At 70.9% G+C, this 22,217-nt stretch carries 24 protein-coding genes, 2 tRNA genes and 1 riboswitch; of the genes, 11 read left to right on the top strand and 15 right to left on the bottom strand.

Annotated features, from left to right (window positions below; all coding sequences use genetic code 11):
* Positions 1-85 precede the first annotated feature (85 nt).
* Positions 86-238, bottom strand: coding sequence for a hypothetical protein (locus ACIBEJ_RS36085; RefSeq protein ID WP_397187404.1), 153 nt, complete (start codon positions 236-238; stop codon positions 86-88).
* Between the two features lie 15 nt (positions 239-253).
* Positions 254-1,480, bottom strand: coding sequence for a GNAT family N-acetyltransferase (locus ACIBEJ_RS36090; protein ID WP_397187405.1), 1,227 nt, complete (start codon positions 1,478-1,480; stop codon positions 254-256).
* Positions 1,481-1,598: 118 nt separating this feature from the next.
* On the opposite strand from ACIBEJ_RS36090, the gene ACIBEJ_RS36095 reads away from it, so the two are divergent.
* Entirely contained in the window at positions 1,599-2,714 is a 1,116-nt protein-coding gene (locus ACIBEJ_RS36095) for a PP2C family protein-serine/threonine phosphatase (RefSeq protein WP_397187406.1), read from the top strand.
* 345 nt (positions 2,715-3,059) lie between these two features.
* Here the strand turns inward: ACIBEJ_RS36095 and ACIBEJ_RS36100 are convergent, their stop codons facing one another.
* A complete protein-coding gene (locus tag ACIBEJ_RS36100; RefSeq protein WP_397187407.1) occupies positions 3,060-3,662 on the bottom strand; it encodes a response regulator transcription factor in 603 nt (200 codons plus the stop codon).
* A 154-nt stretch (positions 3,663-3,816) separates the two neighbouring features.
* On the opposite strand from ACIBEJ_RS36100, the gene ACIBEJ_RS36105 reads away from it, so the two are divergent.
* On the top strand, positions 3,817-5,124 hold the full coding sequence (locus ACIBEJ_RS36105) for a M50 family metallopeptidase (RefSeq protein WP_397187408.1): 1,308 nt from the start codon (positions 3,817-3,819) through the stop codon (positions 5,122-5,124).
* A 7-nt stretch (positions 5,125-5,131) separates the two neighbouring features.
* On the opposite strand, the gene ACIBEJ_RS36110 is transcribed toward ACIBEJ_RS36105, so the two are convergent.
* Positions 5,132-5,632: a DinB family protein gene (locus tag ACIBEJ_RS36110; protein ID WP_397187409.1), complete on the bottom strand. Its 501-nt coding sequence runs from the start codon at positions 5,630-5,632 to the stop codon at positions 5,132-5,134.
* 11 nt (positions 5,633-5,643) lie between these two features.
* Between ACIBEJ_RS36110 and ACIBEJ_RS36115 the strand changes: the two genes are divergently transcribed.
* The 4 genes from ACIBEJ_RS36115 to ACIBEJ_RS36130 all read left to right on the top strand — a co-directional run bounded on the left by ACIBEJ_RS36115 (position 5,644) and on the right by ACIBEJ_RS36130 (position 7,510).
* A complete protein-coding gene (locus ACIBEJ_RS36115) occupies positions 5,644-6,003 on the top strand; it encodes an MmcQ/YjbR family DNA-binding protein (protein WP_397187410.1) in 360 nt (119 codons plus the stop codon).
* 73 nt (positions 6,004-6,076) lie between these two features.
* Positions 6,077-6,748, top strand: coding sequence for a GAP family protein (locus tag ACIBEJ_RS36120; protein WP_397187411.1), 672 nt, complete (start codon positions 6,077-6,079; stop codon positions 6,746-6,748).
* A gap of 55 nt (positions 6,749-6,803) precedes the next feature.
* Entirely contained in the window at positions 6,804-7,175 is a 372-nt protein-coding gene (locus ACIBEJ_RS36125) for a YbaB/EbfC family nucleoid-associated protein (protein WP_397187412.1), read from the top strand.
* Positions 7,172-7,510, top strand: a complete 339-nt coding sequence (locus ACIBEJ_RS36130) for a hypothetical protein (protein ID WP_397187413.1) — start codon at positions 7,172-7,174, stop codon at positions 7,508-7,510. Before ACIBEJ_RS36125 ends, ACIBEJ_RS36130 begins: the two co-directional genes overlap by 4 nt.
* Here the strand turns inward: ACIBEJ_RS36130 and ACIBEJ_RS36135 are convergent.
* The 5 genes from ACIBEJ_RS36135 to ACIBEJ_RS36155 all read right to left on the bottom strand — a co-directional run bounded on the left by ACIBEJ_RS36135 (position 7,499) and on the right by ACIBEJ_RS36155 (position 12,178).
* Complete coding sequence (locus ACIBEJ_RS36135) at positions 7,499-8,062, bottom strand: type VII secretion system-associated protein (protein WP_397187414.1); 564 nt, start codon at positions 8,060-8,062, stop codon at positions 7,499-7,501. The two genes, ACIBEJ_RS36130 and ACIBEJ_RS36135, sit on opposite strands and share 12 nt — an antisense overlap.
* The gene (locus tag ACIBEJ_RS36140) at positions 8,059-9,111 is read right to left on the bottom strand and encodes a hypothetical protein (RefSeq protein ID WP_397187415.1); all 1,053 of its coding nucleotides are present in this window, start codon (positions 9,109-9,111) and stop codon (positions 8,059-8,061) included. Before ACIBEJ_RS36140 ends, ACIBEJ_RS36135 begins: the two co-directional genes overlap by 4 nt.
* A 65-nt stretch (positions 9,112-9,176) precedes the next feature.
* Positions 9,177-10,130 (bottom strand): coiled-coil domain-containing protein, encoded by a 954-nt coding sequence (locus tag ACIBEJ_RS36145; RefSeq protein WP_397187416.1) that lies wholly within the window; start codon positions 10,128-10,130, stop codon positions 9,177-9,179.
* A gap of 6 nt (positions 10,131-10,136) precedes the next feature.
* A riboswitch (cyclic di-AMP (ydaO/yuaA leader) is annotated at positions 10,137-10,274 on the bottom strand.
* Between the two features lie 66 nt (positions 10,275-10,340).
* On the bottom strand, positions 10,341-11,402 hold the full coding sequence (galT, locus tag ACIBEJ_RS36150) for a galactose-1-phosphate uridylyltransferase (RefSeq protein ID WP_397187417.1): 1,062 nt from the start codon (positions 11,400-11,402) through the stop codon (positions 10,341-10,343).
* Positions 11,399-12,178 carry a DeoR/GlpR family DNA-binding transcription regulator gene (locus ACIBEJ_RS36155; RefSeq protein ID WP_397187418.1) on the bottom strand — a complete coding sequence of 260 codons (780 nt, stop codon included), beginning with the start codon at positions 12,176-12,178 and terminating at the stop codon, positions 11,399-11,401. The genes galT and ACIBEJ_RS36155 overlap by 4 nt, the downstream gene beginning before the upstream one ends.
* A 134-nt stretch (positions 12,179-12,312) precedes the next feature.
* On the opposite strand from ACIBEJ_RS36155, the gene ACIBEJ_RS36160 reads away from it, so the two are divergent.
* Complete coding sequence (locus ACIBEJ_RS36160) at positions 12,313-12,390, top strand: 50S ribosomal protein bL37 (protein WP_397090539.1); 78 nt, start codon at positions 12,313-12,315, stop codon at positions 12,388-12,390.
* A 3-nt stretch (positions 12,391-12,393) separates the two neighbouring features.
* Here ACIBEJ_RS36160 and ACIBEJ_RS36165 read toward each other — a convergent pair whose 3' ends face one another.
* The 3 genes from ACIBEJ_RS36165 to ACIBEJ_RS36175 are packed head-to-tail and all read right to left on the bottom strand — an operon-like array spanning position 12,394 to position 15,898.
* Complete coding sequence (locus ACIBEJ_RS36165) at positions 12,394-13,671, bottom strand: dihydrolipoyl dehydrogenase family protein (RefSeq protein WP_397187419.1); 1,278 nt, start codon at positions 13,669-13,671, stop codon at positions 12,394-12,396.
* Between the two features lie 31 nt (positions 13,672-13,702).
* On the bottom strand, positions 13,703-15,007 hold the full coding sequence (locus ACIBEJ_RS36170; protein WP_397187420.1) for a TrpB-like pyridoxal phosphate-dependent enzyme: 1,305 nt from the start codon (positions 15,005-15,007) through the stop codon (positions 13,703-13,705).
* Between the two features lie 18 nt (positions 15,008-15,025).
* Positions 15,026-15,898 (bottom strand): LLM class flavin-dependent oxidoreductase, encoded by an 873-nt coding sequence (locus tag ACIBEJ_RS36175; protein WP_397187421.1) that lies wholly within the window; start codon positions 15,896-15,898, stop codon positions 15,026-15,028.
* 57 nt (positions 15,899-15,955) lie between these two features.
* Here ACIBEJ_RS36175 and ACIBEJ_RS36180 point away from each other — a divergent pair, with 57 nt between their 5' ends.
* Positions 15,956-17,734 (top strand): trypsin-like peptidase domain-containing protein, encoded by a 1,779-nt coding sequence (locus ACIBEJ_RS36180; RefSeq protein ID WP_397187422.1) that lies wholly within the window; start codon positions 15,956-15,958, stop codon positions 17,732-17,734.
* On the opposite strand, the gene ACIBEJ_RS36185 is transcribed toward ACIBEJ_RS36180, so the two are convergent.
* Both ACIBEJ_RS36185 and ACIBEJ_RS36190 read right to left on the bottom strand, forming a co-directional pair.
* The gene (locus tag ACIBEJ_RS36185; protein WP_397187423.1) at positions 17,731-18,342 is read right to left on the bottom strand and encodes a uridine kinase; all 612 of its coding nucleotides are present in this window, start codon (positions 18,340-18,342) and stop codon (positions 17,731-17,733) included. The two genes, ACIBEJ_RS36180 and ACIBEJ_RS36185, sit on opposite strands and share 4 nt — an antisense overlap.
* Positions 18,343-18,539: 197 nt before the next feature.
* A tRNA-Gly gene (locus tag ACIBEJ_RS36190) sits at positions 18,540-18,613 on the bottom strand.
* A gap of 89 nt (positions 18,614-18,702) precedes the next feature.
* Here ACIBEJ_RS36190 and ACIBEJ_RS36195 point away from each other — a divergent pair.
* Positions 18,703-18,776: transfer RNA gene (locus tag ACIBEJ_RS36195), tRNA-Pro, on the top strand.
* 69 nt (positions 18,777-18,845) lie between these two features.
* Here the strand turns inward: ACIBEJ_RS36195 and ACIBEJ_RS36200 are convergent.
* Positions 18,846-19,313, bottom strand: coding sequence for an ATP-binding protein (locus tag ACIBEJ_RS36200; protein WP_397187424.1), 468 nt, complete (start codon positions 19,311-19,313; stop codon positions 18,846-18,848).
* A 228-nt stretch (positions 19,314-19,541) separates the two neighbouring features.
* Here ACIBEJ_RS36200 and ACIBEJ_RS36205 point away from each other — a divergent pair, with 228 nt between their 5' ends.
* On the top strand, positions 19,542-20,408 hold the full coding sequence (locus ACIBEJ_RS36205; protein ID WP_184976087.1) for a helix-turn-helix transcriptional regulator: 867 nt from the start codon (positions 19,542-19,544) through the stop codon (positions 20,406-20,408).
* Between the two features lie 167 nt (positions 20,409-20,575).
* A complete protein-coding gene (gene tig, locus ACIBEJ_RS36210) occupies positions 20,576-21,949 on the top strand; it encodes a trigger factor (RefSeq protein ID WP_397187425.1) in 1,374 nt (457 codons plus the stop codon).
* Positions 21,950-22,217: the final 268 nt, after the last annotated feature.

Here is a 22,217-nt window from a genome sequence, read left to right on the forward strand (position 1 = left end):
GCTCGCGGAGTGCTTCCCCGGGCTGGTGACGCCCTGGGCCGGAGTCGTGAAGGCCCGGGTGGTGGGGCCCGGGCTGAAGGGGTGGTTAGTGGGGGTGGGGGCGTTTTTGGTCGCGGCGGGGGGTTTCGTCGCGGAGGGGGCGGCGGTCGGCCGTCTCCTGCTGCTCCTTGCTGGGCCGCGACACGTCCCGTGCGCGCATCGCGGTGATCGCCGTGATCTGCAGGCTCTGCAGTGCCATGCCCCCGACCCTACGTCAGAAGACCATCCCCGCCCACGGCCTCGGGCTCCACGACATGGCCGTCGCCAGCGCGCGCACCGCGCCCGGCGTGTGCTCGGTCAGCAGCCCCGCCTCCAGCAAAGACGTGAGCTGACCGTCACCCAGGTACGCCGTCCCCAGCGCCGAAGCCGTCAGCGTGATGTCGGCCGGCTCCTCCGTCGCCTTGCACGAGGCGCTCGCCGTGTCGGCGGTCAGCCGCCAGCGGCGCGCGTTCCACGGGCACACCTCGTCCTCCACCGAGATGACGACGTCCACGGAAGCCGAGTACGACCGGGCCTCCAGCGCCTTCTCCACGTCCACCACCCGCACCCACAGCTCGTCGGCCCACCCGGCGCGCAACTGCCGCTGGTCGGCGAGGAGCGTGGTCAGGGGGTCGTCGACCGGGATACTGCCGGTGACCTTGACGACCAGGTCGCGGTCCAGGACGCTGCGCCAGAGCGCGGCGTGGGCGGCGGCGTCCTTGGCCTCGAGCTCGTGGAGTTTCAGCTCGCCGTTCGGGATGCCGTCGTCGTCCCACGACGACTTGATGCGGAACAACGCATATCCCCGTACGCCGGACCCGTCCTCGGCCAGGACACACCGCAGCGTGCCGTTGCCCGCCTGGTCGGGCTCCTCGTCGGCCAGGGCGGCGTTCCAGAACTGCTCGTTCCTGGCATAACGGCCGGGGCGCCGGGGGATGACCTCGGCGAAGAGGCTCTCCAGCAGCGCGCGTACGTCGGCCGGTCGTGCCACGCGCAGCCGCAGCTCCGGGTCCGCGGGCGCGTCGCGCACGAAGGCGGAGGCGCTCTTGTCGATGGACACGTGGAGCTCGGAGGCCGCCCTGCCGTACCCGTAACGGCCGTAGATGGCCGACTCCGACGCGTACAGGGCCGCGATCGCCTCGCCGCGCTCGTGCACGTCGTCGAGCTGGCGGCGCATCAGCGACGTCAGCACGCCGCGGCGGCGGTGCGAGGGGAGCACGCTGACGGCGGTGACGCCGGCGACGGGGAGCGTTCCGCCCGGGATGGTCATGGTCAGGCTGTAGACGGCGGTGACGCCTGCCGGGGTGTCGCCGTCGAAGGCCGCGAGCGTGCGGGGGAACTCGGTCTGGGCCTTGAAGCGCTCGTTCTGCACCGGGGCGGGGGTCCAGCCGAAGCCTTCACCCAGCACTCGGGAGTATTCGGACCACTCGGACTCATCGACGGGGCGGATCGGGTACGTCATCCGTCCACCGTAAGAGCGGGCAAAGGGGTTGGGCCACCCAATATCCGTTCGTAATGATCAAGGCGTTGGTCAAGTGGGCTGCCCAAACGGGTATGAGACCGATACAGTCATCCGCATCATGAGTTCCCGTCCGGCGCCGCTGATCCCGCCACGGCTCCGCGCGCTCCTCGTGCGGGTGCCGTTTCTGGTGCCTGTCGTCCGGTTCCTCAGGAGGGGACCGCTGGCGCGTGACCGGAACCTCACGATCACCCTCAGCGTACTGACCCTGATCGTCGGCGGCCTGGCCGCCCGGGTCTCGACGGAGTGGTTCTCGCCGTCGCTGCTGATCCTCATCACGCTCGTCGGCGGGCTGCAGCTCCGGCTGCGGAGCCTGGCCAAGCTGCTGGTGGCGGTGGCCGTGGCGCTGGGATACATCGCGCTCACGCTGGGCGTCGGCACGGTCGGGCTCGGGCTCATGGTGACGATCGGCTTCACGACCGTGCTGGCCGTGCTCATGGCGCGTACCCGCGGAAAGCTCGGCGTGCAGGGGCTGCGCGGCGACGCGATGCTGCTGGAGCTGCGCGACCGGCTCAAGAGCCAGGGCGAGCTGCCCGCGCTGCCCAAGGACTGGGGCGGCAAGGTCGTGCTCAAGCAGGCGGGCGGCTCCTCCTTCGGCGGCGACTTCCTGGTCTCGATGCGCGACGGCGACAACCTGGAGATCGCCCTCGTGGACGTCTCCGGCAAGGGCGTCGACGCCGGCACCAGGGCGCTGCTGCTGTCCGGCACGTTCGGCGGGCTGCTCGGCTCGGTCGACGACTTCCTTCCCGCCTGCAACACCTACCTCCACCGCCAGCGCGGTGACGAGGGCTTCGTGACGGCGGTGCACGTACGCATCGACCTGGCCACCGGCGCCTACACCATCACCTCCGCCGGCCACCCGCCCGTGGTCAAGCTCGACGCCGGCACCGGCGGCTGGCAGGTGGCCACGGCCAAGGGCGTGGTCCTCGGCGTGGTGCCCGACCTGCACTGTGAGCCCGACAGCGGCGTGCTGCGCAAGGGCGACGCGCTGCTGCTCTACACCGACGGGCTGATCGAGCAGCCGGGCCGCGACATCGACGCGGGCCTGGACCGCCTGCTGGGCGAGGCCGAGCGGCTGCTGCCCAACGGCTTCCGCGACGGCGCCCGCGCGCTGGTCAACTCGATGTCGTCCGGGCACAACGACGACTGCGCCCTGGTCCTGATCTGGCGGCCGTGACTTTTCACACGGGTGACCCTGTGTGATCCTTCATGCGCAGATGGTGTACGCGGTCACTGGCAGCGACCGGGCGCCACTTGAGATCATCGGAGAGCCGAATCCCATGACGCGCGGAGAGGTGCGCCATCGTGCGGCGGCTCTGCTGGAGAGCCACCCCAGATCCCCGGGTCCCGGGGGAGCGGCGCGGTTCCGCCGGGGCCCGGCCAGAAGCCAGGTGGCCCCGTGGAGGTTCACGGGCCGCGCTCGAAGCCGGTGTGGTTGACGTGGGGGATGCCGCCGCCGGCCGGGCCGCGGGCACCAGCCGGATCCTCGGCTGGTGTGCCACCTCAAGCTCTTCCGAGGGGCTCAGAGCCAGCCGGAGTCGTTGGCGATCCTGACCGCGTCGAGCCGGTTGCGCGCGCCGGTCTTGCACATGATGCGCGACAGATGGTTTCTGACCGTGCCCACCGAGAGGAAGAGCTGATCGGCGATCTCCGTGGAGCGCGCCCCGCCGGCCGCGATCCGCAGCACGTCGCGCTCGCGCCTGGTCAGCGGGTTGGCCGCGGACTCCAGCGCCGCGACGGCCAGGTCGGAGTCCACCGCCCGCCGCCCGGCCGCGATCTGCCGCACGCCCTCGGCGAGCTGCTCGGGGCCCACGTCGAGGCTCATGAACCCGAGCGCGTGCGCCGCGAACGCCCCGCGCACCTGCCCGGCGTTGGGATGGGCGGAGACGACGAGCACCCTGCACCCCGGCGCCTTCTCACGCAGGCGGGTGGTGACGGCCAGGCCGCCGCCGGGCAGATCCAGATCGACCACGGCCGCCGCGGGCAGGTGGGTCAGGGCCGCGGGCACCACGTCCTCGCCGCTGCCGACCTCGGCCACGACCGACAGGTCCGCCTCGGCCTCCAGCGAGGACACCAGGCCCCGCCGTACGAGCGGCAGATGTTCGGCCACGAGGATCCGGATCAACGTGCTCCCTTCGTCATACCCCAGGGTGATCGCGCGACTGCGCACTGTCAACGCAGTCTGTCGATTCCACAAAGCGTGCGCAAGCCATTCAGGTGTGGAGACTTCGACTACTCTGGGGTTGTCAAGACCTTCCGTGACTCTGGAGCGCGCCTAGATGATCTGGCTCACCATCGCGGGATTCGCCTTGTTCTTGCTTGGTCTGGCGGCCTCCATCGCGCTGCACGAGCTCGGCCACATGATCCCCGCGAAGAGGTTCGGCGTGCGGGTCACGCAGTACATGGTCGGCTTCGGGCCGACCATCTGGTCGAAGCGGAAGGGCGAGACCGAGTACGGGGTCAAGTGGATCCCGCTCGGCGGCTACATCCGGATGATCGGGATGCTGCCGCCGCGGCCCGGCGACGATCCGACGAAGCTGCGCAGGGTCTCGACCGGACCGTTTCAGGGCCTGATCGACTCCGCGCGCGACATGGCGCAGGAAGAGGTGGGGCCCGGCGACGAGAACCGGGTCTTCTACCGGAAGAAGTGGTGGCAGAAGGTCATCATCATGTCCGGCGGCCCGCTGATGAACTTCGTGCTGGCCTTCGTCTTCTTCGCCATCCTGCTGATGTTCATCGGCGTCCAGGTCTACAAGCCGATCGTCTCGCCGCAGACCACCACCTGCGTCATCCCCGCCACGGAGCAGCGCGCGGAGTGCAAGCCCGGCGACCCGGCCACCCCGGCCGTCAAGGCGGGCCTGAAGGTGGGCGACGAGATCGTCTCCTTCAACGGCGTGAAGATCGCCTCGTGGGAGGACGCGCAGGAGAAGATCCGCTCGTACGGCGCGGGCCCGGCCAAGCTCGGGATCGTGCGGAACGGCCAGCCGTCCACCCTGGACGTCACCCTGGTCGCCCAGGACCGGCCGAACCGCGAAGACCCCAAGAAGATGGACAAGAACGTCGGCTACCTCGGCGTCGCTCCCACCCGGGTCTACGAGACGCAGTCGATCGGCGCCGTCGCCGGCCACATGGTCGGCCTGACGGGTGAGGTGGCCAAGTCGATGCTCAACCTGCCGGAGAAGATGGTCGGCGTCTGGCACGCCGCCTTCTCCGGCGAGGAACGCGACCGGCAGGGCCCGGTCGGCGTCGTCGGCGCGGGCCGGATGGGCGGCGAGATCCTGTCGTCCGACGTGCTGTCGGGCAAGGACAAGCTGGCGATGTTCGTCAGCCTGCTGGGCGGCTTCAACCTCGCGATCGGCGTCTTCAACCTGCTCCCGCTGCTGCCGCTGGACGGCGGCCACATCGCCGGCGGCCTCTGGGAGGGGCTCAAGCGCGCCTTCGCCCGGGTGCTGGGCCGGCCCGAGCCCCGCTACGTGGACATCGCCAAGGTGCTGCCGCTGACGTACGTGCTGGCCATGGTGATGATCATCATGGCGGGCCTGCTCGTCTACGCCGACGTGGTCAACCCGATCCGCCTGTCCGGCTGAGGCCCCGCTACTCGCCCGTGGCCCCGTCGATCTGCTCGCGCAGCAGGTCGGCGTGGCCGTTGTGGCGCGCGTACTCCTCGATCATGTGCAGGTAGACCCAGCGCACCGAGACCGTCAGCGGCTCGCGCGTGCGGTGCACGACCCCGTCCAGCGGCACGCCGGCGGCCGCCTCGCGGGCGGCGGCGATCTCGGCCTCCCACGCCTTGAACGCCCCGTCCCTGTCGTCGTCGTCAACGCGGTCGAAGTCGGCGTCCGGATCCTCGTCGGTGACGTAGAGGAACGGCAGGTCCTTCTGCTCGCCGAGGCGGCGGCGGAACCAGCTCCGCTCGACCTCCGCCATGTGCCTGATGAGTCCGAGCAACGACAGCGTGGACGGTGGCAGGGCCCGGGTCCGCAACTGCTCGTCGGTGAGCCCCTCGCACTTCCAGGCCAGTGTCTGCCGGTGGTAGTCGAGGAAGCCCTCCAGCGTGGCCCGCTCGTCGCCGTCTGTGGGTGGTTCGATGCGCATAGCCTAAGACTATGGACCAGCTCGAACGCCTGCGGGAAATCTGCCTGGACCTGCCGGAGACGACGGAACGGCTCAGCCACGGCGAGCCCACCTGGTTCGTGCGGGACAAGAAGACGTTCGTGACGTTCGCCGACCACCACCACGACGACCGGCTCGGCTTCTGGTGCGCCGCGCCGCCCGGCGTCCAGGAGGAGCTGGTGGCCGAGGATCCCGTCCACTACTTCCGCCCGCCGTACGTGGGACATCGGGGCTGGCTCGGGGTCTACCTGGACGTGGAGGTGGACTGGGCGGAGATCAGGGAGATCGTCACCGACGCCTACCGGGTGATCGCCCCCAAGACCCTGGTCAAGCTGCTCGACGAGGGCGCGTAGGCAGAAAGGTGTATTCGAGGTTGGCCCACGCGTAGGAGTCGGGGCGCCCGCCGCGGCGGCAGGATGGGTGACCATGACGACAACGGTGCTGCTGACACTGGTGGCGCTCGCCCTGGTGGACAGCACGAGCTTCGGCACGCTGGGCGTGCCGCTGGTGATGATGCTCGCCTCCGACCGCCGGCAGAGCGGGCGGATGCTCATCTACCTGGCCACGATCACGCTCTTCTACTTCCTGGTCGGCGTGGCGCTCCTGCTGGGGCTGTCGGCGCTGCTGGAGAACTTCGGGGAGGTGTTCCAGAGCCGGCCGTTTTTGTGGGCGCAACTGGCGGTCGGCGTGGGCCTGTTCCTGCTGAGCTGGCGCTTCGACTCCAAGAAGCAGAAGAAGCAGTGGGAGCCGCGCATGGGCGGTCCCGGCACGATGGTGTCGCTGGCGCTGACGATGGGCGTGATCGAGGTGGCCACGATGGCCCCCTACCTGGCGGCGATCGGCATCATGACCGCCTCGGGGCTGTCGCCGTTGCAGTCGGCGCCGGTGCTGGCCGGATACGTGCTGGTGATGGTGCTGCCGCCGCTGCTCCTCATGGCCGGGCGCGGCCTGGCGGGGAGCTGGCTGGAGCCCAAGCTGGCCAAGCTGCGCGACTGGATCCTCAGGAACGCCGCCTCGATGGTCGGCTGGACGCTGGCCATCGTGGGCTTCCTCATCGCCCGTGACGCCGCCGCCCGGCTCTTCGGCTGGCTGCAGTAAGTGTTCACCTGCCCGTGGTGGCCAGGGGGCGTGCTCGCGCGATAGAGAGATCTCCATGCACGAGAACGGACGCGCCATCGGCGAGATGCTGGCCGAGGTCATCCAGGCGATCGAACGGCCGCTCGCGGACGCCGCCCCCCGAGGGGAAGGCGCGGCGGCGGACGGGCAGGTGCGGGTCGTGGCGGGCGCGGACGGACGGCTGAGCGAGCTGAGCCTCAACCCCCGGGTGATGCGGATGGCGTCGGAGGACCTGGCGCGGGAGATCCTCCACGCGGTCAACGCCGCTCTGGACGACCTGCGGGCGAACACGCCGGGACTGGACGCGGCCGATCCGGGGATGGACGGCGTCCGGGACGACGTGCTGGGCAGGCTGGCGGAGTTCGCCGACGGGGTGGAGCTGGTCGTGCGGCGGATGGAGGAGCGGTGAGCGGTCGCCCGGACCAGGGGCCCGACGTCTCCCACGCCGACCTGCGCGGCACCGGGACGGGCCTCGGGCTGACCGGCGCGACCTGGCTGGAGGCGGTGGCGGACCTGCGCGCCGGCCTCGAGGACGACCCGTGGGGCGATGGGCCGGGGACCACGGTCCATGCCGCCTACCTGGCGGTCACCGAGAAGGCGCTGGAGGTCTGCGAGGCGCTGGGGGAGCGGCAGGTGACCTCGGGCGAGGGCGTGCACGCCATGGAGGCGAACTACCAGGCCGCCGAGCGCCGCGGCGAGGAGGAGTCCGCGCGGATCAGGCGGTTCCTGGAGTCAGGGGCGTAGCTCTCCCGGGCCGAGGAGCACGCCGGCGGGCCCTTCCGGGTTGACCACGACGCCCACGTCCGGCGGCAGCAGCGCGACCAGGTCGCCGCCGCGCAGGCGCTGCCAGCCCATGGCCCCGTCCGGAGGCGACTGCGGCACGTGGGCCTGCGCGGTGTAGACGAACGCCGCCCGTCCCTCGCCGATGTCGAACACCGGCACCCCGCCGCCGGGACCGGCCGCCACGATCACCTCCGCCGCCAGCAGCAGCGGCACGACGTCGTCGCCGGTGGCGTAGCCGGTCGAGGCGAGCTGGACGGCCCGGTCGAGCGGGTCGGTCGGCTCGGGGTGGCCGAGCGCCACCGGCGAGGGCCGGTATCCGGGGTTGTGGCGGAACTCGCCGGTGATCTCGCCGCGCTCGTCGACCTGCCAGGCCCCGGCCACGCCGTACGGTGGGACCTCGCCGTCGGGGTCGAAGAGCGGATCGATCGCGTACATCCATGTGCCGGGGCTGCGCCGCGCCTGCCGCCGGAGCTCCTCGGTGATCGGCGGCGGGGACGGTGGGACGTCGTTCACGGCGAGCCTCCGGGGAAGGGGTCGTAGTGCGGGTTGGGGATGAAGTTCTGCGGCGTCTTGGGCACCCCTTGCGGCCAGGCGCCGGTGATGTACCTGCGGTGGACCCCGCCGGGGAAGGCGATCTCGCGTTCGTGGGACAGGTGCGCGGCGGCCTTGACGGTGTCCTGGACGTCGATCCCGCCGGGGGCGTCGACCTCGTAGACGTAGGGGCGCGGGAAGGCGTTGTCGATGTCCGTGCGCGTGCTGGTGCCGACGAAGGCGGACGGGCGGCCTTTGAGCACGTAGTCGGACAGGTTGGTCATTGACGGGTCGCGCGGGCGCAGGCCCTGCTCGAAGATCTCCTCGGGGGCCCGGTCCTCGGCGCGGTAGACCGGCGGGCGGTCGCGCCGCCAGATCGGGTAGGGCGTGATGCTCCTGACGTCCACGCTCCTGTCGGCCGCCGACTCCAGGTGGTTGCCGGGGCCTCGTACGGGCGTCGGCGGTCGGCCGCCGGGCGGGATCGCCCCGGAGCCCGTCTTGGGCGGCGGCTTGCGCAGCAGCGCCGACGCGCGTCCGAACAGGCGCAGCGCGCTGCGTTCCAGCAGGTCGGTCATCCGCTGGATGATCTCGCGCGCGGTCGTCCTGGCGCCGCCGACGGCGGGACCCACGGCGGCCAGCGAGGCGCCGCCCGTGGGACCGGAGAGCGCGACCAGCCGTGAGACGTGCAGCGCCAGCCGTATGATCAGGACGATCAGCGCCACCTTCATGGCGAGCACGATCAACGCGGACAGTCGCAGCGCGCCGCCGATGAGTAGCGCGGCGGTGACCGCGTCTCCGGAGCGATCCGAGGTGTCGCGCCACTCGCCGTCGAACGCCCTGACCCCTTCGCCGTCGTTCCCGGCCGTGGTCCTGGCGGCGTGCGCGGCCGCGGTGGAGGAGACGCGCGCCGCCGTCATCGCGAAGGCGATCCACCGGGTCCCTGCCTCGTACAGGCGGTCCTCGTCGGCTAGCGGCCAGGAGACCACGAGGTTGAGCAGCATGGCCAGCCCCGGCGGTGGCTGCAGCGCCACGTTGCCTCCTTGCCCGGTGATCACGTCCGACGCGCCACCCTACTGGGGCGGTGCGGTGGGCGCACTCAGTGCATGGAGATGTGGGGGTGGTCGAAATGGTTCTCGGTGACGCTGCCGCGGTCGCTCATCGCCCGCCAGCCCGAGCCCATGTTGATGCGCTGCTTCCAGATCACGTACTTCACGCCGAAGCGGTCCTTGTTCTTGATCGCCCAGGCCGCGATCTGGTCGCCGAGGGCCTGGTTGGCGGCCGTGGGCATGGAGCCGCCGGTGCTCATCATGAAGTCGCAGGCGCGGCCCAGCGGGTGCTCGCCGCCGCCGCCCGAGCGGTAGCAGCCGACCTCGAAGGGCAGGTTGAAGGTCTTCTTGATCTCGTCGCGGATGATCCGCATGCGGGAGGTGATGTTGTCGGAGCCGGAGGGCAGCTCGGGGGCCCAGGAGCCGTTGTTGCGCTTGCCGGTGCCGTACGGCATGAGGTCCTGGAGCTTGTCCTTGATGTCCTTGATGACGCCCTCGGCGGCCACGCGTTCCTTGGCGACGGTCTCGGCCTGCCCGGCGATCTGGGTGGTGAGCGAGGCGGCCTCGTCGGCGGCCTTCTTCTTCTGGTCGCGGGCGGCGGCGACGCCCGCGATGACCGCCTGCTCCTCGTCGGTGAGCTGCTCCAGTACGGCCGCGCCCGGCGCGTCCGGCGTGTACAGGAAGGGGGGCAGTGAGGTGCCGGTGCCCTGGTAGCGGAGCTGGGCGATCTCGGCCACCCGCCGCTCGGCGTCCACCAGCGCCTGCTCGGCGGCGGCCAGGCGGTCCTGGGCGGCCTTCTCGGCGTCCTTCGCCTTGGCGAGGGCCACGCGCTTGCCGTTGTAACTCTCGATGAGCGTGTCGACCTTGGTGTTGAGCTTCTTCAGCTCGGCCCGCAACTGCTTCTCGCTCGGCTTGGGCGCGGCCTGCGCGGTCGCCGGGGTGAGCGCCACAGCTGCGGCGGTGATCAGACCGATGGCCAAAGTCGCGGGGGACGCAACCGCCACGTGGGGCATTCCTCTCCATCTGCCGGCCGGGTTAGCTGACGGGTTCGGGCTGGGAGATGCCCTACCACCGAAGTGGATTCACCCCAGGTGAGGGTGGGTCCCCGGCTCCCGGGCAACACGCCCGGGATTAGGCGGCAACGGCTGTGACAACCGGTGCGTGAGGGATATTAGTAGTAAATCCCTGGTAACGCGACTTCAAGTGGAAACCAATTAGTGATCTACCTGTGATCGAAGGAGCCGCGCGGCCTCCTCGGGCAGCACGTCGTTGATGAAGGCCCCCATCGCCGACTCCGAACCCGCCAGGTACTTGAGCTTGCCGGGCGCGCGCCTGATCGAGAACAGCTCCAGGTGGAGATGTCCCAGCTCACGAAGGTGCCGCACCGGCGCCTGATGCCACGCCGAGATGTACGGCATGGCCACCCCGAAGATCCCGTCCAGCGCCCGCAGCACCGAGGTGTAGAGCGGCGCGAACGCCGCCCGCTCGGCCGAGGTCAGCGCCGCGAGGTCCGGCACCTGCCGGTGCGGGTAGAGATGCACCTCGTACGGCCAGCGCGCCGCGGCCGGCACGAAGGCGGTCCACAGGTCGTTGGCGGCCACGACCCGCTCCCCGGCCCGCTCGGCGGCCAGCACGTCCGCGAACAGCCCCGGCCGCCGTTGCGCCGCCGCGAGCTGCTGCCTGGTCCGCGGCGTCACGTACGGATAGGCGTAGATCTGCCCGTGCGGGTGGGTCAGCGTGATCCCGATCTCCTCGCCCCGGTTCTCGAACACGAAGACCTGCTCGACGCCCTCGATCGCGGACAGCTCGGCGGTGCGGTCCGCCCACGCCTCCATGACCAGCTCGACCTGCGCGTCGCTCAGCCGGGAGAACGAGGAGGAGTGGTCCGAGGTAAAGCACACCACCTCACACCGCCCCGCACCCGGCCGCACCTCACTCAAGCCCCCCACGTCCCGATAAGTCCCAAAATTTCCGCTGAAAGAGGGGAACCTGTTCTCGAACACCACCACGTCATAGTCGTGTGCCGGGATCTCCGAGGCCCGCGTGCCGGTCGACGGGCACAACGGGCACTCGTCGGCAGGCGGCATGAACGTCCGCGTCTGCCGGTGCCCCGCGATCGCGATCCACTCCTCGGTCAGCGGGTCGTAGCGCAGCTCGGAGGCGACCGGCCGGGGGTCGAGCGGCCGCCGGTCCACCGCGCTCCTGTCGGCGTCGTCGCGCCGGTCGAAGTAGATCAGCTCTCGCCCGTCGGCCAGGTGGGTGATGGTGCGCTTCACTGCGTGCCCTCCGCGATGATCAGTTCTCCGACGCGCTCCGCCAGCTCGGCCCGCGCCTCGGCGGGCAGCCCCTGGTCGGTGATGACAACGTCGGCCTCGTTCAGGTCGGCGATCGTGCTGATGCCGACGGTGTTCCACTTGGTGTGGTCGGCGGGCACGACGAGGCGGTGCGCGGCGGCCACCAGCTCCCTGTCGGTCTCCGACTCCAGCAGGTTCGGCGTGGTGAAGCCGGCCCGCACGCTCATGCCGTGCACGCCCAGGAACAGCGTGTCCACGTGCAGCCGGCGGATGGCGGCGACCGCGACGGGGCCGACCAGCGCGTCGGAGGGCGTGCGCACGCCGCCGGTCAGCACGACCGTGCGGTCGGCGCGCGGGGCGCGGTGGAAGACGTCCGCCACCGGGACCGAGTTCGTGATGACGGTGAGGTCGGCGACCGAGACCAGGTGATGGGCCAGCGCCCACGTGGTGGTGCCCGCCGACAGGGCGACCGCGGTGCCCGGCCCGACCAGTGCGGCCGCGCGGCGCGCGATCGCCTCCTTCTCCTGCTGCTGGCGGGCGGACTTGGCGGTGAAGCCCGGCTCCTCGGTGGATCCGGGTCCGAGCGCGGTCGCGCCGCCGTGCACCTTCTCCAGCAGGCCGCGCTCGGCCAGCGACTCGAGGTCGCGCCTGACCGTCATGTCGGAGACGCCGAGCTCGCGCACGAGGTCGGCCACGCGGACGCCGCCGCTGGCCCGGACCCGTTCGAGGATCGTCTGCTGCCGCTGCTGCGCGAGCACGCGCCCTCCTTCCAACAAGTTCAAACAGATTATGACATGAACATGTTGAAGAATGTGAGGACGCTTGCCGGGGGCCCTGGTCTGGGATACGCATGCCGTACCGCTCAAAGACCCCGCTCAAGGGAGGACGACGGATGGCAAGGCGCGCCCGCAAGTCCAGAGCACGCAAGAAGAAGAAGGCCAACCACGGCAAGCGCCCCGCAGCGCGCTGACGGTCACCCGGCCGCGGTGAGCTCCTTCACGGCGGCCGAAACCGCCCGGTGGAACGTCGGGTAGGCGTAGATCATCTCGTCCAGCCTGGTGAGCGGCACGCGCGCGTGGACGGCCAGCGTGAGCAGCCCCAGCACCTCGCCGCCGGGCGGGGCCGCGACCGTCGCCCCGACCAGGACGCCGTCGGCGGCCACCAGCTTGACCAGCCCCTCCGCCTGGGCGATGTAGCCGCGGGTGCCCAGGTCGCCGACGGCGGTGCGCACGTCCAGGCCCTGGTCGCGGGCCTGCGCCTCGGTCAGGCCCACCGAGCCGATCTCGGGGTCGGTGAAGGTCACCCGGGGCACGGCGTGGTACTCGGCCTCGTGGACCGCTTCGCCGAGGATCTCCTTGACCACGATGTTCGCGTGGTACATCGACATGTGCGTGAACGCGCCCTTGCCGACCGCGTCGCCGATCGCCCAGACGCCCTCGGCCGCGCGCATCCGCGCGTCCACGGGGATCGCCCTGGCGCTCTCGTCGAGGCCGATCGCGCCGACGCCCAGCGCCTTCAGATCCACCCTGCGGCCCGTCGCCACCAGCAGCCGCTGCGCCCGCGCCCCGGCGACGTCGAAGAGCCCGCCGTCATGGTCGACGCGCGCCACCTTGGCCGAGGTACGCACGTCGATGCCCTGATCGGTGAAGACCTTCTCCAGCACCGCGCTCGCCTCCGGCTCCTCCAGGGCGATCAGCCGGTCGGCCGCCTCGACCACGGTCACCGCCGCGCCGAACGTCCTGAACATCTGGGCCAGCTCCACCCCGATCGCGCCGCCCCCGAGCACGATGATCGACTCGGGCAGCTCGGCGTTCTCGATCGCCTGGTGGTTCGTCCAGTACGGCGTGTCCGCCAGCCCCTCGATCGGCGGCACCGAGGGCTGCGAGCCGGTCGCGATCACGATGCCGCGCGCGGCCCGCAGCACCTGGTCGCCGACGGTCACCTCGCCGGGACCCGTGATCCGCCCGTGCCCCCTGACCAGGTGGCCGCCCTTGCCGGTGAACCGGTCGGCGGCCACCTTGTCGTCCCAGTCGTCGGTGGCCTCGCGCACCCGGCGCACCAGCGCCTGCCAGTCACGCGAGGACTCCGCCTCGTGAATCATGATCTTCGAGGGGATGCAGCCCCAGTACGGGCACTCACCGCCCACCAGGCTCGACTCGACGGCGGCCACGCGCAGCCCCGCCTCCGCCAGCCGGCCGGCCACGTCCTCGCCGCCCGGCCCCATCCCCATCACGATCACATCGACGTCCATGCCCTGTACATAACCAGCCGCGAGCCGGACTTCACCCGGAATGCGGCAAATTTGCCAGCGACTGCTCGATCCGCTCCTGGGGCAGCGCGAAGTCCTCCAGCTCGCCGGCCAGGTAGCGGTCGTAGGCACCGAGGTCGAAGTGGCCGTGTCCGCACAGCGCGGTCAGCAGCACCTTCTCCTCGCCGCTCTCCTTGCACCGCAGCGCCTCGGCGATCGTCTCGGCCAGCGCGTGCGTCGGCTCGGGCGCCGGCACGATCCCCTCCGTACGCGCGAAGCGCACCCCGGCCTCGAAACACTCGCTCTGCGACCGGGTGACCGCCTCGAACATGCCCAGCTCGTACATGTGCGACAGCAGCGGCGACATGCCGTGGTAGCGCAGCCCGCCGGCGTGGATCGGGTCCGGCACGAAGTCGTGGCCGAGCGTGTGCATCTTCAGCAGCGGCGTGAACCCGGCCGTGTCGCCGAAGTCGTAGGCGTAGCGGCCGCGGGTGAACGACGGGCACGCCTCCGGCTCCACCGCGCGGAAGACCGTACCCGGGCTCTCGCGCATGAACGGGAAGGCCAGCCCGGCGAAGTTGGAGCCGCCGCCGGTGCACCCGATGACCACGTCCGGCATCTCCGGCAGCTGCTTGAGCGCCTCCTCGCCGATGACCGTCTGGTGCAGCAGCACGTGGTTGAGCACCGAGCCCAGCGCGTACCGGGTGTCGTCGGCCGCCCCCGCCACCTCGACGGCCTCGCTGATCGCGATGCCCAGGCTGCCGGTGGAATCCGGGTGCTCGGCCAGGATCTTGCTGCCCGCGCTCGTCACCGGAGACGGGCTGGCGTGGACGGCGGCGCCGTACACCCGCATGAGAGAGCGGCGGTAGGGCTTCTGGTCGTAGGAGGCGCGCACCATCCAGATCTCGCACTCCAGCCCGAACTGCGCGCACGCGAACGCCAGCGCCGAGCCCCACTGCCCGGCCCCCGTCTCGGTCGTGAGCCTGCGCACGCCCTCGCGCTTGTTGTAGAACGCCTGCGGGACGGCGGTGTTGGGCTTGTGCGAGCCGGCCGGGGAGACGCCCTCGTACTTGTAGTAGATGCGCGCGGGCGTGCCCAGCGACTTCTCCAGCCGATGCGCCCGGATCAGCGGTGTGGGCCGCCACAGCCGGTAGACGTCGAGGACCTCCTGCGGGATCGCGAGGAACCGCTCCCCGCTGACCTCCTGGCCGATCAGCTCCATCGGGAACAACGGCGCCAGATCATCGGGACCGACCGGCTGACCCGTGCCCGGGTGCAGCGGCGGGGGAGGGGGCGTGGTGAGGTCGGGGACGATGTTGTACCAGTGGCTGGGAGTCATCACCCCAGTCTGCGGCGGTCAGGTCTGGCGTTCCAGTGCCACCTGCTCGCGGACCGCGGGCGCCACCTGCTCGGCGAAGCGGGTCAGTTGCTCGCGCTGGTCGCCCTCCGCCCAGAAGACGAAGGCGTCGATGCCGTAGCCGACCGCCAGGTCCGTCAGCTCCTCCACCCACTGGTCGGCCGGGCCGCGCAGGAAGCCCTCCGCCGCGCCGTCGGTGATCGTGCCCCCGGCGTTGTACACCCGCCTGATGTCGGAGGGCTCGCGTCCGGCCGCCCGCGCCGCCTCGTCGATGCGCGCGCTCAGCTCGGGCAGCCGCTGCGGCGTCGCCCAGCTCGACGACGGCACCCAGCCGTCGGCCAGCCGTCCGGTCAGCGCGAGCGCCTTCGGCCCGACCGCGCCGACCCAGATGCCGATGTCGTGCGCGGGCACAGGGCCGGTCTGCGCGCCGCGCAGGTGGTAGTGCTCACCCTCGAAGCGCTGGTTGCGCTCGCCGCTCCACACCGCCCTGATCACCGCGATCGCCTCCTCCAGCGCGCCGAGCGCCTCCTTGGGGGTACGGCGCGGCCCGCCGTACGCCTCGATCGCGTCCCAGAACCCGCCGGCCCCCAGCCCGAGCTCCACCCGGCCCCCGCTCAGCAGGTCGAGGCTGGCGGCGGACTTGGCCAGCACCGCGGGATGGCGCAACGGCAGGTTCGCCACGTCGGGGAAGACCGTGATCCGCTCCGTCTTGGCGGCGATGACGCTGAGCAGGGTCCAGGTGTCGACGTAGCGGCGCTGGTAGGGGTGGTCCTGCACGCCGATCAGGTCGAGGCCGAGGCGGTCGGCGAGCTGGGCGTACTCGATCAGGGGGTCACCGCTGTTCGGCACCAGGAAGTACCCGAAGTCCGTCATGACTCTGAGTATGGGACTACTCATGCGGCCGTCCGCGATCGGGTTCACCGTGGCCACATGGACGCCATGTCACAGACCCGGGCAGCGGCGGCGCGATACGCGAGCAAGCGGGACGACCGCGCGCGCATCCAGCGCCGCAGGGAACAGACCGGGCAACACATCGTGGACGACGCCGACCAGGTGACCGCCAGGGCAGAGCGGCTCGTCCAGCACGGAACCGTCTCCGTCGCCACCGTGGAACGCCTCTCCGAGCAGAGCCCCGACCGCCTGCTGGAGCGCATCGTCGGCGTCTCCGCCGACTTCCAGCCCGCCAACTTCCTGTGCAGGGGAGCGCGGGCCGTCACCTCGGTGTGCCGCATCACCCAGGGCTCCAACGGCCGGGCCGTCCCCGTCGGGACCGGCTTCCTGGTCGCGCCCTCGCTGCTGCTCACCAACAACCACGTGCTGCCCGACCACGACAGCGCTGCCGAGGCGGAGGTCGAGTTCGGCGCCGAGATGAGCATCGACAACGAGCCGCCCGCCTGGACGCGCTTCCGCCTCGACCCGGAGGCCGCCTTCGCCACCGACGAGGACCTCGACTACACGCTGGTCCGCGTCGTCCCCGCCGCCGACGGCAGGGCCGCGGGCGACGTATTCGGATGGAACCGCCTCATGGCCAGGCAGGGCAAGATCGTGACCGGCGAGCCCGTCAACCTCGTCGGCCACCCCAACGGCCGCCTCAAGGAGATCACCATCCGCCGCAACGAGCTGACCATGCAGCTCGACCACTTCCTCCACTACAGCGCCGACACCGAACCGGGCAGCTCCGGCTCGCCCGTCTTCAACGACCAGTGGGAGGTCGTCGCGCTCCACCACTCCGGCGTCCCCGGCGAGGACGGCTCCTGGGTGGCCAACGAGGGCGTCCGCGTCAGCTCCATCCTCGCCACCCTGCCCGCCGGCCTGCTGTCGGAGCTGGGCGCCGCCCCGCTCGCCACGGAGTCCGCCGCGCCGGTACGGCAGGCCGGCGCCCCCGCCCGCCCCTCGGCCTTCGGCGGTGCCCGCCACCTCGTCTTCCTCCACGGCCGGGGCCAGACGGGCCGCGACCCCCAGACCATGCGCCGCGAGTGGATCGCCGGGCTCAACAAGGGCCTGACCCTGGCCGGCCTGCCGACCGTCGAGCCGGCCGACGTCTGGTTCCCCTTCTACGGCGACACCCTCACCGGCCCGCGCGAGTCGCTGGTCCCCGCCTCCCCGACCACCCGCGTCGTCTACGAGCAGCTCATCGGCGAGGCCGCCACGCTGGCCGGCCGCCCCTCCGACGGCCGCCGCGAAGGTCTCCTGACCGGCCTGCAGGGGGCCCTGTCCTGGCTGGCCTCCGCCACGAACCTCGACCACATGCTCATCGCCGCCGTCTTCGGCGACGTGGCCGCCTACCTCGACGACTCCTCGGTACGGCAGGCCGTACTGGCGAGTGTGGAACGCACCCTCCCCGCCTCCGGCCAGGTGGTCATCGTGGCCCACAGCCTGGGCACGGTCGTGGCCATGGACCTGCTCACCCGCCTGCCCGCCGCCCTGGAGGTGCCCCTCCTGGTGACCCTGGGCAGCCCCCTCGGCCTGGACTCGGTCCAGAGCCGCCTGCTGTCGGGCGGCCCGCACCGCCCCGACCGGGTCGGCCAGTGGCTCAACGTCTGGTCACCGGCGGACCCGGTGAGCATCGGCTGCCCGCTGGAGGACGACTGGAAGGGACAGGTGGACGAACGCGCCGTCGACAACCCGCTGCAGCGCGCGCACGACGTGGCCGAGTACCTGTCCGACCCGCACGTGGCCCGCGCCCTGCTCCGCCACCTGATCTTCTAGGTCATGAGGGCGGGATGCCGGGGATCGTCCACCTTGACCGCGACGTCGGCCACCCGCACCGGCCCCACTTCCCGCTCGTAGCGCTCATAGGCGGGCAGCCGCCACCGCTCCTCCTCTGCGCCGCGCCGCCGCAGCGCCGCCGCCGACATCCACAGGTGCACGCTCAGCTCGGCCGCGAGCCCCCGGCCGAGCAGCAGCGTCCCGTCCAGCACCACCACCCCGCCCGGCGGCACCCTCTCGTACGGCACGCGGTACGCCCGGTCGGCCACGCTGTCCCAGAGCCGGGGCAGCACCTGGCCGGAGCCGTTGAAGACCTCCCTGGAGATGGCCTTCACGTCCAGCCAGTCGTCGTAGAAGGCGTCGGGGTCGGTCCTGCCGTACTCGAGCCTGAGCGAGGCGGGCCGCAGGAAGTCCCAGGCCGACACCCTGACCACCGGCCGGCCCAGCACCTTGAGCGGTTCCACCAGCGCGTCCGCGTACTCCCGCGGCCGGGCGGCGGGAGCCCCGTCCACGATCACCCGCGCCGGCCCGTCGCCCCCGGGCAGTTCCACGATGCGCTGGACCAGTTCCTCGACCAGAACCTCCGCCGAAATCGGCCGCACCCCCATGCCCTCGACCCTAGTGGCGGGCGATGGCGTGGGTGCGGACGGCTTCCGGCATCGCGCCGCGCCTCCCCGCACGGGCACGGCTCGCCGGCCGTGGGCGATCAGGCATGACGCCGAGGATGCTGGACAGCACCGGAAGCCGATTCCGAGAACGCGAAAGGCCAGGTCTCCCCATGCGGGTGACCTGGCCTTTCCGCTGCTGGAGCGGACGACGGGAATCGAACCCGCGTAGCTAGTTTGGAAGACTAGGGCTCTACCATTGAGCTACGTCCGCGCGAGCCGGTCGAAGTCTGGTCTAGACTTCATCCGGTCGTCAGGGCGTAAGCGTACCGGAGTCTCGGGGAGCTTGCGCACCGGGCGCAGCGGGGCGTGGCGCAGCTTGGTAGCGCGCTTGCTTTGGGAGCAAGAAGTCGCAGGTTCAAATCCTGTCGCCCCGACTTGCCTGAACAGGCGGAAGGCCGCTCACCGAGAGATCGGGAGCGGCCTTGCGGGTGTCTGCGGGGAGATCAGGGCTCGGTGCGGAACAGCGCCCAGACGGCCTTGCCGCCCCTGGCCAGCGGGTCCCAGCCCCAGCACTGGCTGTAGGTCTCGACGATGTAGAGGCCGCGGCCGTTCTCGGAGATGAAGTCGGGCTCCTTGCGGGTGGGGACCTCGTCGCTCGGGTCGGCCACCGCCAGCAGTACGTGAGGAGCTACGCGCATCAGCAGCAACGTGAGCCCGGCGTGGCCGCGGGTGTAGCGCACGGCGTTGGTGACGAGTTCGGAGACCACCAGCGCGGCGTCGTCGCTCAGTTCCGCAAGGCCCCAGCCTTGGAGCGTGTCGCGGGTGACGTCGCGGGCCGTCTTGACCGAGTCGGCCTGAAAAGGGAGCGGGCACGAGGTTCCGTACGGATGGGCCCGGCTGAGCAGGCTGTCGAAGCCGACCTCGCGAGTGATCTGCAGGCAGTCGGCAGTGGCCAGGGGGTCCTCCACCATCCCGCCGTTACCTCCCGCTTGCCCATCGGTAAGTGCATGTTTGGCCCAATATGCACTAGGCCATCATGGGTCACGACGCGCGTAGCTGCAAGACCCAAATGCACGTGCATGTGCAATGTGCAACCGCATGGGCGCTTCGGCCGGATATGCCGAACCGGACACCGGGTTGAGACCTTGTCATACCCGGCGGAGGGATGTCACTGTGTGTCCGGACGTATTGGAGGCAGTGTGACGCAGAACCAGCCGGGTTCCGGGCCTACGGCGCTGCGCATCCTCCTCGGCTCCCAGCTCCGCAGGCTGAGGGAGGCCAAGGGCGTCACGCGCGAGGAGGCCGGCCACCTGATCAGGGGCTCGGAATCCAAGATCAGCCGCATGGAGCTGGGCCGCGTCGGCTTCAAGGAGCGCGACGTCGCCGACCTGCTGACCCTGTACGGCGTCAGCGACAACCAGGCCCGTTCCGCCGTCCTCGACCTCGTGGGCACGGCCAACGAGCCCGGCTGGTGGCACCGCTTCAACGACATCCTGCCCTCCTGGTTCCAGGCGTACGTGGGCCTGGAGGAGGCCGCCGAGCGCATCAGGACGTACGAGGTGCAGTTCGTGCCCGGCCTGCTGCAGACCAAGGAGTACGCCAAGGCGGTGGTCACCGCCGGGTCCGCGGGCATCAGCGCCGAGGAGATCTCGCGCCGCGTCGACGTCCGCCTCGAACGGCAGCGCGTGCTCGACCGCCCCGACGGCCCGGTCTTCTGGGCGGTCATCGACGAGGCGGCGCTGCGCCGGCCCATCGGCGGTGCCGAGGTCATGCGGGCCCAGCTGGAGCACCTCATCGAGCAGATGCGCCAGCCCAACATCACCGTCCAGGTGATGCCCTTCGACTTCGGCGGGCACAGCGCCGAGGGCGGCGCGTTCAGCATCCTGCGCTTCCCCGACCGCGAGCTGCCCGACGTGGTCTACGTGGAACAACTCGCCAGCGCCCTCTACCTCGACAAGCGGGAGGACGTCGACCGCTACACCGAGGTCATGGAGCGCCTGTGCGCCGTCAGCACCACCCCTGACGAGACGGTGGAGCTGCTGCGCACGATCGCCGACGAGTTCTGAGCGCCGTCACGTCGTTGTTGGGTACGCATCTGCCCTAGACTGGCCAACGGCGTTGGATCCCGCCGTAGCGGAGCATGCCCAGCGCCGCTCATGTGGGCGCGGCGCGTGAGCCGTACCGAATGGACGCGCCCGCGCATCACTCGAAGCTTGATCAAGGAGACCACCCCGTGAAGACCGCTGTCGAGGAGCTCAGCCCGACCAGGGTGAAGCTCACTGTCGAGGTGCCGTTCGACGAGCTGCGCCCGAGCCTGGATGCGGCATACAAGAAGGTCGCGCAGCAGGTCCGCGTGCCCGGCTTCCGTCCTGGCAAGGTGCCGGCCCGCATCATCGAGCAGCGCTTCGGCCGCGCGGTGGTGCTGGAGGAGACCCTCAACGACGCGGTGCCCAAGCTCTACGGCCAGGCCGTCGACGAGGTCGACGTCTTCCCGGTCAGCCAGCCCGACATCGAGGTCACGAAGATCGAGGACGGCGAGCAGATCGAGTTCACCGCCGAGGTCGACATCCGGCCCAACTTCGAGGTCCCCGACTACGCGGGCGCCGAGGTCACCGTCGACGCGGCCACGGTCTCCGACGAGGACATCGACGGTCAGCTCGACGGCCTGCGCCAGCGCTTCGCGACGCTGACCGGCGTCGAGCGCGCCGCGGCCGACGGCGACTTCGTCGTCATGGACCTGCGCGCCGAGATCGACGGCGAGAACATCGAGGAGCAGCAGGCCAACGAGGTCTCCTACGAGGTCGGCGCCGGCTCCGTGCTCCAGGGCCTCGACGAGGCGCTCGCGGGCATGTCCGCGGGCGAGGAGAAGACCTTCTCCACCGAGCTGGTCGGCGGCGAGAACGCCGGCGAGCAGGCCGACGTGATCATCACCGTCAAGTCGGTCAAGGAGAAGGTGCTGCCCGAGCTCGACGACGAGTTCGCCCAGCTCGCCAGCGAGTTCGACACGCTGGAGGAGCTCAAGGACAGCATCCGCGAGACCGCCCGCCGCAACAAGCTGGTCGACCAGGTCGTCCAGGCGCGCGAGAAGGCCCTCGACGCCCTGCTGGAGAAGATCGACATCCCGATCCCCGACAGCGCGCTCAAGGCCGAGGTCGACGCCCGCAAGCACAACCTCGACCACCAGATCGCCGAGTCCGGCCTCAGCCGCGACGCCTTCTTCCGCCTCTACCAGACGACGGAGGAGGAGCGCTTCGCCGAGTTCGACACCAACTCCGCGAAGGCCATCAAGACCGGCTTCGTCCTCGACAAGATCGTCAAGTCGGAGGAGCTGGGCGTCTCCGAGCAGGAGCTGACCAACTTCGTCGTGCGCCGCGCGATGCAGATGGGCGTCCAGCCCAACCAACTCGCCCAGCACCTCGCCGACAACGACCAGCTCACGCTGGCCATGGTCGAGATCGTCCGCGACAAGGCCAAGGCCGTCGTCGGCGACGCGGCCAAGGTCGTCGACTCCGAGGGCGCCGAGATCGACCTCAAGGCCATCTACACCGAGATCAACGGTGAAGAGGTCGTGGAGGAGCCGGCCGAGGAGGAGAAGGCCGACGCCTGATCCCCACCGCTCACGCGAGCCCCCTGCCGCCGTCGGCCGGGGGCTTTCGCGTTCCCGGCCCCGGAGGGGCGCGGGAGGGCGCCGGGCGGCGGGAGGGTGTGCGGCGGGCTCGGCGCCCTTCGCACGGGCTCAGGGTGAGGCACGGAGGGCGGTCAAGGGCGCGTCGTGACGGCGGGAACCACGTCCGACGTGAGAAGCGCCCGCGGATCGGGAGCAACTTGGCTGAAGTGGGAGGCGCCGGGCTGGCTGCGCCGTAAAGTATGGGGAT

The sequence above is a fragment of the Nonomuraea sp. NPDC050790 genome (assembly GCF_044456745.1).
GTDB lineage: Bacteria > Actinomycetota > Actinomycetes > Streptosporangiales > Streptosporangiaceae > Nonomuraea.

Excerpts from the sequence above, each read along its gene's own strand:
- ACIBEJ_RS36085 (WP_397187404.1), bottom strand. The coding sequence starts at position 238 with ATGGCACTGCAGAGCCTGCAGATCACGGCGATCACCGCGATGCGCGCA.
- ACIBEJ_RS36090 (WP_397187405.1), bottom strand. The coding sequence starts at position 1,480 with ATGACGTACCCGATCCGCCCCGTCGATGAGTCCGAGTGGTCCGAATAC.
- ACIBEJ_RS36095 (WP_397187406.1), top strand. The coding sequence starts at position 1,599 with ATGAGTTCCCGTCCGGCGCCGCTGATCCCGCCACGGCTCCGCGCGCTC.
- ACIBEJ_RS36105 (WP_397187408.1), top strand. The coding sequence starts at position 3,817 with ATGATCTGGCTCACCATCGCGGGATTCGCCTTGTTCTTGCTTGGTCTG.
- ACIBEJ_RS36110 (WP_397187409.1), bottom strand. The coding sequence starts at position 5,632 with ATGCGCATCGAACCACCCACAGACGGCGACGAGCGGGCCACGCTGGAG.
- ACIBEJ_RS36115 (WP_397187410.1), top strand. The coding sequence starts at position 5,644 with ATGGACCAGCTCGAACGCCTGCGGGAAATCTGCCTGGACCTGCCGGAG.
- ACIBEJ_RS36120 (WP_397187411.1), top strand. The coding sequence starts at position 6,077 with ATGACGACAACGGTGCTGCTGACACTGGTGGCGCTCGCCCTGGTGGAC.
- ACIBEJ_RS36125 (WP_397187412.1), top strand. The coding sequence starts at position 6,804 with ATGCACGAGAACGGACGCGCCATCGGCGAGATGCTGGCCGAGGTCATC.
- ACIBEJ_RS36160 (WP_397090539.1), top strand. The coding sequence starts at position 12,313 with ATGGCAAGGCGCGCCCGCAAGTCCAGAGCACGCAAGAAGAAGAAGGCC.
- ACIBEJ_RS36165 (WP_397187419.1), bottom strand. The coding sequence starts at position 13,671 with ATGGACGTCGATGTGATCGTGATGGGGATGGGGCCGGGCGGCGAGGAC.
- ACIBEJ_RS36170 (WP_397187420.1), bottom strand. The coding sequence starts at position 15,007 with ATGACTCCCAGCCACTGGTACAACATCGTCCCCGACCTCACCACGCCC.
- ACIBEJ_RS36175 (WP_397187421.1), bottom strand. The coding sequence starts at position 15,898 with ATGACGGACTTCGGGTACTTCCTGGTGCCGAACAGCGGTGACCCCCTG.
- ACIBEJ_RS36180 (WP_397187422.1), top strand. The coding sequence starts at position 15,956 with ATGGACGCCATGTCACAGACCCGGGCAGCGGCGGCGCGATACGCGAGC.
- ACIBEJ_RS36185 (WP_397187423.1), bottom strand. The coding sequence starts at position 18,342 with ATGGGGGTGCGGCCGATTTCGGCGGAGGTTCTGGTCGAGGAACTGGTC.
- ACIBEJ_RS36200 (WP_397187424.1), bottom strand. The coding sequence starts at position 19,313 with ATGGTGGAGGACCCCCTGGCCACTGCCGACTGCCTGCAGATCACTCGC.